We start from the raw sequence: 13,466 nt of genomic DNA on the forward strand, positions 1-13,466 counted from the left end.
CGAAAGATCGAGGCCAGTGCCGGATCAGGCAACGTTTGCCCTGTCCACGACGGCGCGTAGGCGCCGGTCGCCGGCACGGCGGTTGCGCCAGATGATGTAGCGGCGGATCACGCTGCCCTGTTCCTTGTGGTCGGCATGGTCGGTGCCGTCGAGGGTGAAGTGGCGCAGGGCCGTGAACTGGGCCTCGATGCGGTTGAGCCAGGAGGAGTTCGTCCGGATGGAGGCTGCGCAGGTAGCGGCAGAACTCCAGGAATCGCGTCCGCTTCTTGACTGGTTCGATGTGGCCGTAGAGCTTGTCCTTGGACAGGTCCAGGGCGGCGAACAGGTGCCGCACCCCGCCGTAGCGGTTGTAGGTCGCCCGCCGCCTGCGGCGTGAGATTGAATGACAGCGGACACCAGACGTGTGCAGGCAGCCAAGAGACCGCGCGAGATGAGTCAGCCGTGCCGCGGATAACGGGCCTCCGGGCCCGTGAGCCGGTGCAGGTGGTCGACCAGCCGGCCGACTGTCCTCGTGTCGCGCAGGATGACGCCGATCTCCACGTTGTCGATGAGGGCGCGGCCGGTGAGGCTGGAGCTGCCCAGCAGTGCGATGTGCCGATCGGTGGCTATCACCTCGGCGTGCAGGCTGCTGCGGGCGGCCGAGGTCGGCTTCGTTCACGTCTGGCGACAGCACTTGTGCACGGGTTCCGGATGTCCGTTGCCAATGAATCCAGCCCGCTTGTCATCAAACCCAGTCGACCGACACGGGGGAAAGGTTCTCAAACAGGGCGTTGTTTCAAGACGCCGTGACCCGGCTGCGCGGGGAGCGGTGACGGCGGTAGTAGGAGACGATGACGGCGGCGAGCAGGGGGCCCCACAGGACCAGCGGTTGGTAGAGGATGCCGATCACGAGGTCGCCGGTGTCCGTCATGTCATCGTGCGGGTACGTCCACCACCAGGGAACATTGGCCCACATCACGGTCAGTGCCACTGCGCCGACGGCGGCTGGGACGACGGCGGCCATCGGGCGGACGGCGCGTCCTCCGATCAGCGGAATCCAGCGCGGCACGACTTCGCCCCAGGGCCGCACCAGACCAATCGTCAGGAAGGCGAGAAGCTCGCAGACCACGCTCAGCGTCAGCATCCAGACCTTCGCGCCGAGCGTCTCGAAGTCCGCGAAGCTCTCGTCCAGGTAGCCGGCCGGATAGCCGAGCACCAGGACCATCCGCCACAGCCCGCTCGGCAGTACGACCAAGGTGGTCAGATGTGCGGCCCAGACCGCCCAACGGGGCGGCGGTGCAACGGAGTTCACGGTCGTGGCGGCGTCCGGAGTGCTCATGCGACTCATCCTGCCGCCCCACCCATCGTGTTCCATCAGCCTCTGCGCCTGCTCCGGGTGGTCCGCTGTGCCGACGCCTGGCCCACGTGACCGCGCCGCAAGGCGGACCGACCGTCAGACTTCGAGACGATGTGCGCAGCAAAGTCCGTCCGTGCTTGCTGAGATCTGCCGACGACTGGGTTCAGTGACAAGCGGGCTGGATTCATTGGCAACGGACGCTGGAGGCAGTTGGTGATCAACTCAGCCATACGTGTTGACGGGAGAGCACGTCATGGCCGGTGTCGCTGCTTGCGTTGCGTGAAGAATTCGCTGTGACGTGACGAGGAACGTCCGTAGGGTTCGCGCATGGCAGACGAGAGTGAGCGGGCCGTTCAAGCGGCCATTGAGGCAGAGATGCGGCTTCTCGACCCTGCCGTGCGTGCTTCGTCGGCCCTGGTCTCGGAGCTCCTGGACCCGGAGTTCCTCGAAATCGGAGCGTCGGGGCGGCGCTGGGACGTGACGTCGATTCTCACGGTGACGAGTGACGGTTCGGTGGCCCCCGAAGCTCCGGTCAAGGTCAGCGATATGTCGGGGGCCGTACTCGCTCCCGGCATCGTTCATCTGACGTACTTCGCCGACCACAGCGGGCGCCGAGCATGGCGGAGCTCCGTGTGGCGTCTGACGGAAGCGGGCTGGCGCATGTACTTCCATCAGGGCACTTTGACGAGCTAGGTCCGGTGACGGCCCCGACGCACCGCGGCCCGCGTCCTGCTCCGGCCCTCGGACGTGCGGGGAGCCGTGAACGGTATGCGGGCATGCGGGCAGGAGGGGCGCAGTCACCGTGAGCCACCGGGGCGGGGCTACTCCTCGGCGAAGACTTCCTCGGCGGTGGCGGCGGTGGCGGCGCGGTTGAGCCATTGGCGCAGGAGCTGGGGGTCGTCGCAGGTGTCGATCTTCTCGCGGATCCCGTCGGTGATGGCGATGCCGCGTGCTTCGAGGACCAGCAAGAGGCTTTCTGCTCGGCCCTTTGCCCGGCCTTCGTCTCGGATTTCTTCCGACATGAAGGACTTGTAGAAAGAGAGGTCCACGGCCACCAGATTCCTCCACTGTTGTGCGGCCGGGCGGTTGCCCAGGCCTTGTGCGGTGAGTTCGACGATGGGGTCGGCGATTGCTTCCGGTGTGTCCCGCAGTGCGGCGGACAGGGTTTTCAGTATGGCACCGACGTCCGGATTGTCGGCGTGTGTGATGGCGGCCAGGGTGGTGAGTGCGAGGTCCCTGCGGGCTTCGGCCACATCGGTGATGACAGGCATGTTGTGCGGGCCCGCGACGAGGGGATACAGGGCGAACGTCTGCCACTGGCGGAGGCCGATGGAGATGGGGCGTGCGGCCCATTCGGCGGTGGCGTGGTCCTGGCAGACGACCAGCAACAGGATGGGCAGCCCATATCTGTTGTGGAGATAGCTGACGTAGTACGGCCAGCTGACGGTCTTGCGTGGGTCCTTCTTGCCCTGGGCTTCGATGGCGAGGAGGAAGGGCTCGTCATGCTCTGTCTCGATGCGCAGGAGGGTATCCACCCGGCGTTCGACGGGACGGGCTTGGGTGAGGTCGGTGGGCAGCGCGGTGGCTGAGGTGGGTGGTGGGATGTCGACTCCGAGCACCTCGGAGACGCGGGAGAAGAGGCCGGGGAACTCCTGGAAGATGCGGTGCATTGCCTCGTGCGGCGAGCTGACCATGCAGGTCCGTTCGGGTTGCGGGTGATGTTTCGGTCAGGCGGCTGTGTGCAGTTCGGTGCGGCAGTCGCGGCAGTGGCCGGGGTGGCGGGAGCGGAAGGCGCGGTCGCAGTGGTCGCAGTTCTGGAGCGGGATGACGATGACGCCAGGGCGTGCGGGTCCGAGGTCCTGGGCTCCCGGCAGCGGCGGTGGCAGGAGCGCCGTGATGCGGTGGCGCAGAAGCTTGGCTGGGTGCTTCAGGAGGTTCGGGAGGTTGGTGGTGAGGGCGTGGCGGATGGTGTCGGGGTGGGCGTCGCGTTCGAGCCAGGTGGCGACGCCGGGGGCGAGGGCGTGGATGTCGTTCTCGGCGAGGGTGAGTTGGGGTGTGTGGCGGCGCAGGTCGGCGAGGAGCGCGGTGGCCACGCGCTGAAGCTCCGGCGTGAGCTCCTGCGGCTGTGGGAGCGGCGGAGGCGGCGATGTGCGCGCGGTGGGGGTCGGTACGAGGACGGGGGCGGGCTGTGGCTGCGGCGTGGGTGGCGGGGGTGGTGCGGGGGCCGGAGCGGGGTGCGGTTCGGGAGCGGTTACGCGTGGCGGTGGCGGTGGTGTGGGCAGCGGGGCCGGCTCGCTGGGAACCGTTCGGGGCTGAGGGGCTGCGCCTGGCTGGTTGTAGGAGATGGTGCGGGTGACGATGCGGCCGTCGGGGAGGCGTACGCGGCTGCGGTGCAGGTAGCCGGTGGCTTCGAGTTCGCGCAGGGCGGCGGCGATGCGGGTTTCGCTCTCGGGGAAGCGTTCGGCGAGGCGCTTGATGCCGATCCTGGCTCCGGCGGGGAGCGACTGGATGTGGGCGGCGAGCCCGATCGCGGCGAGGGAGAGTCCGCGGTGCTGGGCGAGGTGGTTGCCGATGACGGTGAAGCCTGCGACGTGCCGGACGTTGATGTGGATGACACCGGATGACGGTGTGGCGTCCCCGGGTGCGGGGGACAGGGCGCACGGGGGCGCGGTAATCTGCTGGGTACCCATCGGGAAGCTCCGTACTTCCTCGGTGGTCAGGCCCTCGGTCGAGACTGCAATCTCGTCGGGGGCCGTCGCATGTCTGCAGTTGTCGCGGCGAGCATATGCCAGCCAACCCGTATGAAATCCAGCCCAGTTGCCCTATGTCACCCGCGCGAGTGACGGGGCAGGGTGGGGTCGGGTTTGGGTGGGGAGGGTGATTTCCCCAGGTTCTTTAAAGCTTTATGCGTCGTGGAACGCGGCGACGTGGCTTACCGGGTCGTGGGCCTCCGCGACCCGGTGAAGCGGTCACGGTACGCGGTCGAGTTGATTGTCCCGTGCTTGTCCAGTGCTGTCCCGGCTGCCCGGGGTGACGTGTTGGGGACACCAGGGGTTGAGCAAGAACGACATGCACGTCGGAAGTGGGGCACGGATGAGCGTGGATGGGACCGGTGCGGAGCGCGGGGACGGCGGAGCGGACGAGCCCGGCTGGGACGTCGATCCCGACGACGAATCGGGGGTGGCGGTGGTCGCTGCGGTGGGCCGTCAGATCAAGGCGTGGCGGGAGTCCGCGGGGCTGCGGGCCGGTGAGTTCGGGGCTGCGATCGGGTACGGGGAGGACCTGGTCTACAAGGTGGAGGGCGGCCGGCGTATCCCTCGTCCGGAGTTCCTGGACCGGGCGGACGAGGTGCTCGGTGCGGGCGGGAAGCTCGCGGCGATGAAGCGGGATGTGGCGGAGGTCCGGTACCCGAAGAAGGTGCGGGATCTGGCAAAGCTGGAGGCCAAGGTCGTCGAACTGGAGGCGTATCACCACCACAACATCAACGGCCTGTTGCAGACCGAGGAGCACATGCGCGCCCTGTTTGCGTCGTGGCTGCCCGCCTACACGCTGGACGAGATGGACCGCGTGGTGGCCGCTCGTATGGCCGACGATCCATCTTCGATCGAGATCCCCTCCCGTCGCTGAGTTTTGTCCAGGAGGAGGTGACGCTTCGCCGTCCGGTCGGAGGCAAAATGGTGTTGCGCCGACAACTCGAACGCCTTTTGGAAGTAGGGCAGTTGCGGAATGTGGCGATCCAAGTGATGCCGACCAACCGCGAGGAACATCCTGGGACGGGCGGACTGATCGAGGTGCTGAAGTTCCCCGACGGCAGTGCGGTGGGGCGTTCCGAGGGCGCGTTCAGCGGACGCCCGGTCTCCGACCCGAAGCAGCTCAGGATCCTTGGGTTGCGCTATGGGATGATCCGGGCCCAGGCCCTTACGCCACGGGAGTCGCTGGCTTTCATCGAGCAAGTTCTGGGAGAGACATGATCAACAAGCCCTCTGCCGGGGACGCTTCCGAGCTGGAGTGGTTCAAGAGCAGTTACAGCAGCAGTGGCGACGGCAACGACTGCATCGAGGTCGCGTGCACCCCAGGCGCGGTGCTCGTGCGCGACTCCAAGAACTTGCAGGGGCCTCGGCTCGCTTTCGCGTCAGGTGCTTGGGCGGGCTTCGTCTCGTACGCCGCCGGGCACTGATCCCACACGCACTCGTGCCCCCGAGCCCAAGAAGATGCGCCCCGCGACGGACGGATGAGGCACCGTCACCCGCAGCGTGCAGCGGCGGGACGGAGGCCGCACCTGATCGATGCGGCGGGCGCCATGGCGTACCTTCCCCTTCCATGACCGACATCGACAAGCTCACCGGCCTGTTCACCGCGCTCGGCGCCGACGACGCCGAGGGCTGGGCCGACTCCGAGGCCGAGGAGAACATTCCGCAGCTCGCCCGCTACCGGTTCCTGCGCATGGTCTGGCAGGACATCGACGGGTGGACCACGGCGGCCCCCGACTGGGTCGAGGCCTACCGGAAGGACGGACTCGCGGGCGGCGCCGTCGAACGGGCACTGGCCCTCGGTCTGACCCCCGGCGACCTGGGGGAGATAGCCCGCGAGGTGGCGAAGGAGACCGCGTTCGGCCTTCTCTACGGACTGGCAGACCCGGCCGACGGCGACCTTCCGCCTGAGGTCGAGCAGAAGCTCCCCGGCTGGTGCCTGGCCGAGCTGACACCGCAGGGCGAGCCCACGGGGCGGATTCTGGACGCGCTGTACGAGGACCTGGACGAGGTCGAGCCGCAGGGGCTCGCGGGAGGCGTGCGATGACCGCGTTCGACGTGAGCGAGCGGCGGATCTGGGACGGACGGGCCGAGAGCTACGCCCGGACCTTCGCCCGGCTCTGCGCCCATACGGTGCCCGCGCTGCTGGATGCCGCCGGGGTCGGGCCCGGGACAAGGGTGCTCGATGTGGGGTGCGGCAGCGGCAGCGTGACGGCGGCGGCCCTCGGGCGCGGTGCGCTCGTACGGGCCGTGGACGCCGAACCCGGAATGGTGGAGATGACTCGGCATGCCGCGCCCGGGGTCGATGTCCGGTGCGGGGCGCTTCCGGAACTTCCTTATGAAGACGGCGAGTTCGATGCCGTCGTGGCGAACTTCGTGCTCAATCACGTCGGCCGTCCGCTGGATGCCCTGGCCGAGCTGCGCCGGATCACCCGTCCCGGTGGCCGGGTAGCCGTCACGATCTGGCGGGTGCCGGGCACTCCCGGGCAGGCGCTGATCGGGCGGGCCGCCGAGGCGGCGGGGCTGACCCGGCCGCAGTGGCTGGCCGCCGTCGACCCCGAGCACAACTTTCCGCGCACCCGGGAAGGGCTGGGCGGGCTGCTGGAGACGGTCGGCCTCGGGGACGTGCGGAGCGAGGTAATGGCCTGGGACCACCGCGTCGGGGCGGAGGACTGGTGGGCCGGGCCGGCCGCCGGCGTGGCCGCGATCGGGCAGCTGGTCAACAGCCGGGGGCCGGCGGGGGTGGCCGCGGCCAAGCGGGAGTACGACGCCCTGTGCACCGAATTCGCGGCGGACGACGGCCGGTTGGCGCTCCCGCATGTGGCGTTGCTGGCCCGGGGGAGCAGGCCGGGAGGGTGACGGCGCGGGCGGGCCGGATCCCCGCCCGCGCCCGACATGGAGCAGGGCCCGGACGGCGAACCGTCCGGGCCCTGCATCGTCTGCCGTCAGTTGTCGGAGACGGTGACCTTCTCGTCGTTGTTGAGCTGCTGCACCAACTGCTTGACCTTGGCCTTGTCCCAGACCAGATTGCCGCCGGTGGAGCCCGAGATCGGCATGTTCATCGACGTGCCGTCACCGCCCGTGACGCCCTTCATCGCGAAGAACATGTTGCCCAGGTTCCACAGCGACATGTCCTTGTCGACGATCAGAGTGTCGAGACCGGCGCCCATCGTCGGGTACAGCTTGAACGGGTTGAGGATCGTGGACGGTGTCGCCGTCTGGCTCGCCAACGCCGCGAGGAACTTCTGCTGGTTCTTCGTACGGTCCAGGTCGCTGCCCGCGAAGGCGTACCGGGTGCGGACGAAGGCCAGCGACTGCTCGCCGTTCAGCGTCTGCTTGCCCGCCTTGAAGTCGGCGCCGGACTTCTTGTCCTTGAACGCCTTGGGGATGTCCAGCTCCACCCCGCCGATCGCGTCCACGATCTGGGCGAAGCCGCCGAAGCCGATCTCGACGTAGTGGTCGATGTGCAGCCCGGTGTTGAACTCGACGGTACGGACGAGGAGTTCGGGCCCGTCCTCGGCGTACGCGGCGTTCAGCTTGGTGAACCGGCCGCGGGCCGGGTAGAGCTTGCCGGAGTCGGAGCCCTTGTACGAGGGGATCTCGACGTTCGAGTCACGCGGCAGGGAGACCAGCGTCGGCCCGTTCGACCCGTCGTGCAGGATCATCATCGAGTCGGTCCGCTTGCCCTCGGCGGAGCCGGTGTGGAGCTTCTTCTTGTCCTCGGCGGTCATGCCCGCGCGGCTGTCGGAGCCGACGATCAGGTAGTTGGTGCCGTCACCGGCCTTCGGCCGCTCGATGACCTTGGAGAGGTCCACCTCGCGCTTGAGCTTGGAGTCGGCCCAGAAGTAGGTGCCGATGGAGACCGCGAGCACCACGACGACCAGGGACAGCGCGCCGATCTTTATTCGGCGGCGCCAGTCGGGCGCCGGACGCCCCTGGACGTAACCGCCGTCACCCCGGCCGTCGTCACCGTAGCCGTTGCCCCGGCCGCCGCCGTTGCCACCGCCGCCGTAGACCTGGCCCGTGTTGTAACCGTTGTCGTACCCTGCGTTGTTGTCGTAGCCGCCGGCGTACTGCGGCGGCTCCGGCTGCCGTTGCCGGGGCGGTGCGGGGCGCTGCTGCGGCGGTGCGGGAGGCCGCTGGACATGCCGCATCACACGGGCGCCCTCGGGCCGGTCGCTGTCACTGCCCTGCCCGTAGCGGTTGCCGCTGCGGTTGTCGTCGGTCCAGCCCTCGGGCCAATCGTTCATGCGGTCCAGTGTGCAGGCCGGGCGCCCTGCTCTTACAGGGGGTGCGGGAAATCGCATCAGGGCTGTTGCGAAGCTGATGCATTGCTGCCGGGCGTAAGCCCCCGCATAAGGTGGACGGTATGACAGATCAGGCCCCGCGCCCGGAGGGCGATATTCCGGGCAAGCCGACCGCCGCTTCCCGGACCACCCTCAGCCACATCATGACCGGCAGCGACACCAACCTGCTGGGCACGGTGCACGGTGGAGTGATCATGAAACTGGTCGACGACGCGGCGGGCGCCGTGGCCGGCCGGCACTCCGGCGGACCCGCGGTGACGGCCTCGATGGACGAGATGGTCTTCCTGGAGCCGGTCCGCGTGGGTGACCTTGTTCACGTCCGTGCCCAGGTGAACTGGACGGGCCGCTCCTCGATGGAGGTCGGCGTCCGGGTCATGGCCGAGCGGTGGAACGAATCCACCCCCGCCCAGCAGGTCGGCAGCGCGTATCTGGTGTTCGCCGCGGTCGACGCGGACGGCAAGCCGCGCCCCGTACCGCACGTGATCCCGGAGACGGAGCGCGACAAGCGGCGCTACCAGGAGGCCCAGATCCGGCGCACCCACCGCCTCGCCAGGCGCCGCGCGATCAAGGAACTGCGCGAGAAGCGCGCGGCGGACGGCATAGAGGACTGAGCTCCGACATACCCGCGGTCACGGGCAGACCTCCTGATCGCCCGTGACCGTGCCGAACTCGCCCCGGTTCGTCACCTCGGCCCGCACCCGCTGCACCTTCTCGAAGTCCGGGCCCGCCGTCACCTTCATCGTGGGGCCCTGTCCCTGTACCGCCCGTAGCTCGGCCCCGGGCAGTGCCACGGCCAGGGACTTCGCGGACAGGTCCCAGCGCGGGTCGTAGGTGATCAGGGTGCGCTTGAGATTCTGCGGATCCCCGTTCAGCGGGGCCCGTGTGGTGTTGAAACCGGTGGCGTGCAGCGCGTCGTCGACCGTCTTGCCGAGCCCGTCCTTCGAGGTCCCGTTGTAGACCTGGACCCGGATCTGCCGCGGGGCGACACCGACCTTCGTCGCGTCCTTCGGCTGCTCGGGCCGCTCCGGAGCGAGCGGCCGGTCGTCACGCAGTGCCTGGAAGAGCTTCTTCGACTTCCGCTCGTCCCACCTGACCGTGGTGCCGACGCCTTTGACCGGGTAGGCGACGTTCCCCATCGGGACGGAGGCGAACTCGGACGAGGCGGGGGAGAAGCCGCGCATCGCCTGGCCGAGCTCCAGCATCTGCTCCGTGCCGAACCCCTTGTCGGCCCGGACCGACCTCAGCATCGTCGAGGCGACGTCCCGGAACTTCACCGGATTCAGCAGCACACCGCTGCGGGTCGCCTGCTTGATCAGCGAGGCGAGGAACTTCTGCTGGCGCTGCATCCGGCCCAGGTCGGAGGCCCCGTCGATATGCCGGGAGCGCACGTACTGGAGCGCCTGTCCGCCGTCCAGATGATGGGTGCCCGCCGGGAGAACGAGACCGGTGTACGAGTCCTTCAGCGGCCGGGCCGTGCAGATCTGCACCCCGCCCAGGGTGTCCACCGTCTTCATGAAGCTGGTGAAGTCGACCTCCAGGTAGTGGTCGATCTTGATGCCGGTCATGTGCTCGACGGTCCGCACGGTCAGACCGGGCCCGCCCTCGGCGTAGGCGGCGTTCAGTTTCACCGGGTGGGCGGCGCGGATCCGGCCGGTGCTCCGGTCCTTGTGCTCGGGGATCTCGGCATAGCTGTCCCGCGGCAGCGAGACGACGCTCGCGCGCTCCTTGTCCGCCGACAGATGCACCAGCATGACCGTGTCGGTGCAGTTGCAGGGCACGCCGCCCAGCCGGTACTTCTTCTTCTCCTCCCGGGTGATCCTGTCGCGGCCGTCGGTGCCCACGAGCAGCAGATTCGTGCCATAGCCGGCCCGGGGCCGGTTCTTCATGTCCTTGAACGGGTCGATCCGGTCGATCCCGGTCTCCAGGCTGGTCACCACCGCATGGCCGATGCCGCCGGCCCCGAGCACCAGCACGGAAATGCCGGTCACCACCCGCATGCCCCAGCGCGGCCGTCCGCCCTGCTTTCTGGACCTGCGCCGCGGCGGAACCGGGCGGGAGCGCGGCGAACGGGGGGAGGGGTGCGGCGTGGGCACGGGGGGAACCTCCGCGGTGCAGGGGGGATCGTTCGCACAGTAGGCCCATACGATCTGCAGTCCGCGAAGCAACCCGGTGGCGCGCGCCGGTGTCCCCCATTCGCGGTAACGTGGCGGCCGAATAACGCCGCCTGGTGGGGTGCGAACCCCTGGCGCCCCCGAGGACCACCCGAGGACCACCATGTCTGCCGCGCAGCACCCCGCCGTCTCCGTGATCATGCCGGTGCTCAATGAGGAACGCCATCTCAGGAACTCCGTCCGGCACATCCTGGAGCAGGAGTACGCAGGTGAGATGGAGGTGGTGATCGCGCTGGGCCCCTCCACGGACCGTACGGACGAGATCGCCGCGGAGCTGGTACGCGAGGACCCCCGGGTCCACACCGTCCCGAACCCGACCGGCCGCACCCCCGCCGCCCTCAACGCCGCGATCAAGGCCTCCCGCCACCCCGTAGTCGTGCGGGTCGACGGTCACGGCATGCTCTCGCCGAACTACATCGCGACCGCCGTCCGCCTCCTGGAGGAGACCGGTGCGCAGAACGTCGGCGGCATCATGCACGCCGAGGGCGAGAACGCCTGGGAGGACGCCGTGGCCGCGGCCATGACGTCGAAGATCGGCGTCGGCAACGCGGCCTTCCACACCGGCGGCCAGGCAGGCCCTGCGGAGACCGTATATCTTGGCGTGTTCCGCCGTGAGGCCCTGGAGAAGGCGGACGGCTACAACGTGGAGTTCATCCGCGCCCAGGACTGGGAGCTGAACTTCCGCATCCGCGAGGCGGGCGGTCTGATCTGGTTCTCGCCCGAGCTGAAGGTGCAGTACCGGCCGCGGCCCTCCATCAAGGCGCTCGCCAAGCAGTACAAGGACTACGGCCGCTGGCGGCACGTCGTCGCCCGCTACCACTCCGGCTCGATCAATCTGCGCTACCTGGCGCCGCCCACCGCCGTCTGCGCTATCGCGGCGGGCATCGTGGTCGGTGCGGCGCTCACCCCGTGGGCGTTCGTCGTCCCCGCCGGGTACGCCGCGGCGATCGTCGCCGGGTCCGTCCCGGCGGGCAAGGGCCTGTCGCTGAAGGCGCGGGCGCAGATTCCGGTGGCCCTCGCGACCATGCACATGTCGTGGGGGTACGGCTTCCTGACCAGCCCGCGCTCGCTGGCGAAGAAGGTCATCGCCAGCCGGCGCCCGGCCATGACCGTCTGAGCACCACAAACACCGCGGGGGCCCTCCGATGTGCTGGAGGGCCCCCGCGGTGCGTCGTGTCCCGATACCTACCAGCCGAAGCCCGGCTGGACGTCCATGCAGGCCGTCTCGTCGTCGCCGTTCAGCGCCCGTGCGCTCTCCGGGGTCTTCTCCTCGGCCGAGGGCGCGTGATAGTCACCGTCCTCGCGCCAGTCGGCACCCACGGCCAGCGTGATGCCCGAGACGTCGGTCGACTTCTTCACCGCCGACAGCGGGATGCCGAGCGCCTTGGCGACCGCCTGGGCGTTGCCCTCCATGTCCACGGTGGGGAAGAGGATCCCGGTCCGCTTCGCCACCTCGGTGTTCTGCGTGTCGATCGTGGCCTGGGTGAAGCCCTTCCCGGCCAGCAGCTCCTTGACCGCCGAGGCACGGCCCTTGACCGGGTACTCGGTGTCGGTACGCGTTCCGTTGCGGACGGTCACCGGGATCTCGGCGGGGGACGCCGTGGGCTTCTTGGCGGCCGGGGCCTTGCGCTTGGACGCCTTGCCGTCGAGCGGGATGTCGTCGCGGACCATCTGGAACAGCTGATCGGCTTCGACGGGCTTGGGGAGCACCCGGCCCTTGTTCACGCCCGTTCCGTAGACGTTCGGCATGGTCGTCATCGTGATGCGCTTGGTGGGCGGCTTCTTGAGCTCCTCCGCGAGGTTGTACAGCTTCGTGACGCTGCCGAGGCCCTTGTCGCCCTTGTCGACCGTCAGCGCGTTGGTCGCCGCCTCGGCGAGGTCCGTCAGCTTGCCCGGGTCGGTGAGCTTGGTGCCCTTGCGCAGCTCACGGACCATCGAGTTCATGTACATGTGCTGGGCGTGGGTGCGGCCGAGGTCGGTGCCGTCCTCGAAGCCGTAGCGGGTGCGCAGCCACTGGAGGGCCTGCTTGCCCTTGATCTTCGTGGTGCCCTTCTCCAGCTTCAGCCCGGAGCCCTTGCCGGTGCTCGTGTGGGAGTAGACGTTGCCCTTGACACAGACGGGGACGCCGCCGATCGCGTCGGCCATCGAGACCACACCGGCGAAGTCGATCATCATGAAGTGGTCGATGGTGATGCCGGTGAGCTCGTACCAGGTGGCCACGGTGCATCCGGGGCCGCCGCGGCCGAGCGTCTCGTTGGTCATCGCCAGGCCCGTGGTCGCGGGGTAGACGTGCTTCGTCTTCGGGTCGGTGCACTTCGGGATCTTCAGCAGTGTGTCGCGCGGCATGCTGATCACCGACATGTTGCTGCGGTCGGCGGAGAGATGGAGCAGCATCTGCACATCGGCCAGCGGCGGCGCCCCGAAGGTGTCCTTGGCCCCGCCGAGCTTCTGGTTCTCCTTGGAGTTCCGCGCGTCCGAGCCGATGAGCAGGATGTTCAGCGGGGTCTGACCGGCGGCATTGGCCTTGTGATCGGCCATGGGCTTGTCGCCGAGCGTCAGGTCCTCCTTCTTGAGGTTTCCGTTGAGGTGCTCGTAATAGAGGTATCCGGCGCCCGCGCCGCCGAGTATGAACAGCGCGAGAACCGCAGCGACCCAGCGCAGCACCCGGCGCTTGCCCTTCTTGCCGTGCCGCTTGGGGCCGCCGCGCCGACGGCCGCTGTCCGCCGGGGCGGACCGTCCGCCGGACGCGCCGGAGTCCGGACCCTTCTCCGGGGCGTCCTCGTATAGCCCGTCGTCCCAGCCGAGTTGGCCGGCGTGCCGGACGCGTGGTCGCGTCCCCTCCCCAGGCGTACTGCTCCGTCCCACCAGGACCCCCCTGCTGCTCAGACTCGTGGTTTGGCGC

Annotated in this window: 13 protein-coding genes and 2 pseudogenes; 7 read left to right on the forward strand and 8 right to left on the reverse strand. The window is 68.8% G+C overall.

All coding sequences use genetic code 11. The features are described from left to right. Positions 1-24: 24 nt before the first annotated feature. The 3 genes and pseudogenes from NRF20_RS27680 to NRF20_RS27690 all read right to left on the reverse strand — a co-directional run. Positions 25-376: pseudogene (locus NRF20_RS27680) on the reverse strand (IS630 family transposase); the annotation flags it as partial. A gap of 59 nt (positions 377-435) precedes the next feature. Beyond that, positions 436-612 (reverse strand): hypothetical protein, encoded by a 177-nt coding sequence (locus NRF20_RS27685; RefSeq protein WP_413754710.1) that lies wholly within the window; start codon positions 610-612, stop codon positions 436-438. A 163-nt stretch (positions 613-775) separates the two neighbouring features. Beyond that, on the reverse strand, positions 776-1,327 hold the full coding sequence (locus NRF20_RS27690) for a hypothetical protein (protein ID WP_413753468.1): 552 nt from the start codon (positions 1,325-1,327) through the stop codon (positions 776-778). A 336-nt stretch (positions 1,328-1,663) separates the two neighbouring features. Here NRF20_RS27690 and NRF20_RS27695 point away from each other — a divergent pair, with 336 nt between their 5' ends. Beyond that, on the forward strand, positions 1,664-2,029 hold the full coding sequence (locus NRF20_RS27695) for a DUF4440 domain-containing protein (RefSeq protein ID WP_398630929.1): 366 nt from the start codon (positions 1,664-1,666) through the stop codon (positions 2,027-2,029). A 128-nt stretch (positions 2,030-2,157) separates the two neighbouring features. Here NRF20_RS27695 and NRF20_RS27700 read toward each other — a convergent pair whose 3' ends face one another. Both NRF20_RS27700 and NRF20_RS27705 read right to left on the reverse strand, forming a co-directional pair. After that, positions 2,158-3,030: a hypothetical protein gene (locus NRF20_RS27700; protein WP_398630928.1), complete on the reverse strand. Its 873-nt coding sequence runs from the start codon at positions 3,028-3,030 to the stop codon at positions 2,158-2,160. Positions 3,031-3,063: 33 nt separating this feature from the next. Continuing rightward, a complete protein-coding gene (locus NRF20_RS27705; RefSeq protein ID WP_413753469.1) occupies positions 3,064-4,026 on the reverse strand; it encodes a helix-turn-helix domain-containing protein in 963 nt (320 codons plus the stop codon). 403 nt (positions 4,027-4,429) lie between these two features. Between NRF20_RS27705 and NRF20_RS27710 the strand changes: the two are divergent. From NRF20_RS27710 to NRF20_RS27725, 4 genes and pseudogenes are all read left to right on the forward strand, one after another. Further along, a pseudogene (locus tag NRF20_RS27710) lies at positions 4,430-5,307 on the forward strand (helix-turn-helix domain-containing protein). Beyond that, complete coding sequence (locus tag NRF20_RS27715; RefSeq protein ID WP_398630926.1) at positions 5,304-5,513, forward strand: DUF397 domain-containing protein; 210 nt, start codon at positions 5,304-5,306, stop codon at positions 5,511-5,513. Before NRF20_RS27710 ends, NRF20_RS27715 begins: the two are co-directional and overlap by 4 nt. 143 nt (positions 5,514-5,656) lie before the next feature. Beyond that, complete coding sequence (locus tag NRF20_RS27720; RefSeq protein WP_398630925.1) at positions 5,657-6,133, forward strand: hypothetical protein; 477 nt, start codon at positions 5,657-5,659, stop codon at positions 6,131-6,133. Then, a complete protein-coding gene (locus NRF20_RS27725; RefSeq protein WP_398630924.1) occupies positions 6,130-6,945 on the forward strand; it encodes a class I SAM-dependent methyltransferase in 816 nt (271 codons plus the stop codon). The genes NRF20_RS27720 and NRF20_RS27725 overlap by 4 nt, the downstream gene beginning before the upstream one ends. 86 nt (positions 6,946-7,031) lie before the next feature. Here NRF20_RS27725 and NRF20_RS27730 read toward each other — a convergent pair whose 3' ends face one another. Beyond that, on the reverse strand, positions 7,032-8,336 hold the full coding sequence (locus NRF20_RS27730) for an LCP family protein (RefSeq protein WP_398630923.1): 1,305 nt from the start codon (positions 8,334-8,336) through the stop codon (positions 7,032-7,034). A 119-nt stretch (positions 8,337-8,455) separates the two neighbouring features. Between NRF20_RS27730 and NRF20_RS27735 the strand changes: the two genes are divergently transcribed. Beyond that, positions 8,456-9,004 carry an acyl-CoA thioesterase gene (locus NRF20_RS27735; RefSeq protein WP_114244866.1) on the forward strand — a complete coding sequence of 183 codons (549 nt, stop codon included), beginning with the start codon at positions 8,456-8,458 and terminating at the stop codon, positions 9,002-9,004. Positions 9,005-9,022: 18 nt separating this feature from the next. Here NRF20_RS27735 and NRF20_RS27740 read toward each other — a convergent pair whose 3' ends face one another. After that, positions 9,023-10,390 carry an LCP family protein gene (locus tag NRF20_RS27740; protein WP_398631049.1) on the reverse strand — a complete coding sequence of 456 codons (1,368 nt, stop codon included), beginning with the start codon at positions 10,388-10,390 and terminating at the stop codon, positions 9,023-9,025. A 277-nt stretch (positions 10,391-10,667) separates the two neighbouring features. Between NRF20_RS27740 and NRF20_RS27745 the strand changes: the two genes are divergently transcribed. Then, positions 10,668-11,681 (forward strand): glycosyltransferase family 2 protein, encoded by a 1,014-nt coding sequence (locus tag NRF20_RS27745; protein ID WP_413753470.1) that lies wholly within the window; start codon positions 10,668-10,670, stop codon positions 11,679-11,681. A gap of 68 nt (positions 11,682-11,749) precedes the next feature. On the opposite strand, the gene NRF20_RS27750 is transcribed toward NRF20_RS27745, so the two are convergent. Beyond that, positions 11,750-13,429 (reverse strand): LCP family protein, encoded by a 1,680-nt coding sequence (locus tag NRF20_RS27750; RefSeq protein WP_413753471.1) that lies wholly within the window; start codon positions 13,427-13,429, stop codon positions 11,750-11,752. Positions 13,430-13,466 lie beyond the last annotated feature (37 nt).

Source organism: Streptomyces sp. R-74717, from assembly GCF_047305335.1.
GTDB lineage: Bacteria > Actinomycetota > Actinomycetes > Streptomycetales > Streptomycetaceae > Streptomyces > Streptomyces atratus.

Coding starts and splice junctions, on each gene's coding strand:
- NRF20_RS27745 (WP_413753470.1), top strand. CDS start 10,668: ATGTCTGCCGCGCAGCACCCCGCCGTCTCCGTGATCATGCCGGTGCTC.
- NRF20_RS27695 (WP_398630929.1), top strand. CDS start 1,664: ATGGCAGACGAGAGTGAGCGGGCCGTTCAAGCGGCCATTGAGGCAGAG.
- NRF20_RS27740 (WP_398631049.1), bottom strand. CDS start 10,390: ATGCGGGTGGTGACCGGCATTTCCGTGCTGGTGCTCGGGGCCGGCGGC.
- NRF20_RS27705 (WP_413753469.1), bottom strand. CDS start 4,026: ATGGGTACCCAGCAGATTACCGCGCCCCCGTGCGCCCTGTCCCCCGCA.
- NRF20_RS27725 (WP_398630924.1), top strand. CDS start 6,130: ATGACCGCGTTCGACGTGAGCGAGCGGCGGATCTGGGACGGACGGGCC.
- NRF20_RS27735 (WP_114244866.1), top strand. CDS start 8,456: ATGACAGATCAGGCCCCGCGCCCGGAGGGCGATATTCCGGGCAAGCCG.
- NRF20_RS27700 (WP_398630928.1), bottom strand. CDS start 3,030: ATGGTCAGCTCGCCGCACGAGGCAATGCACCGCATCTTCCAGGAGTTC.
- NRF20_RS27730 (WP_398630923.1), bottom strand. CDS start 8,336: ATGAACGATTGGCCCGAGGGCTGGACCGACGACAACCGCAGCGGCAAC.
- NRF20_RS27720 (WP_398630925.1), top strand. CDS start 5,657: ATGACCGACATCGACAAGCTCACCGGCCTGTTCACCGCGCTCGGCGCC.
- NRF20_RS27715 (WP_398630926.1), top strand. CDS start 5,304: ATGATCAACAAGCCCTCTGCCGGGGACGCTTCCGAGCTGGAGTGGTTC.
- NRF20_RS27690 (WP_413753468.1), bottom strand. CDS start 1,327: ATGAGTCGCATGAGCACTCCGGACGCCGCCACGACCGTGAACTCCGTT.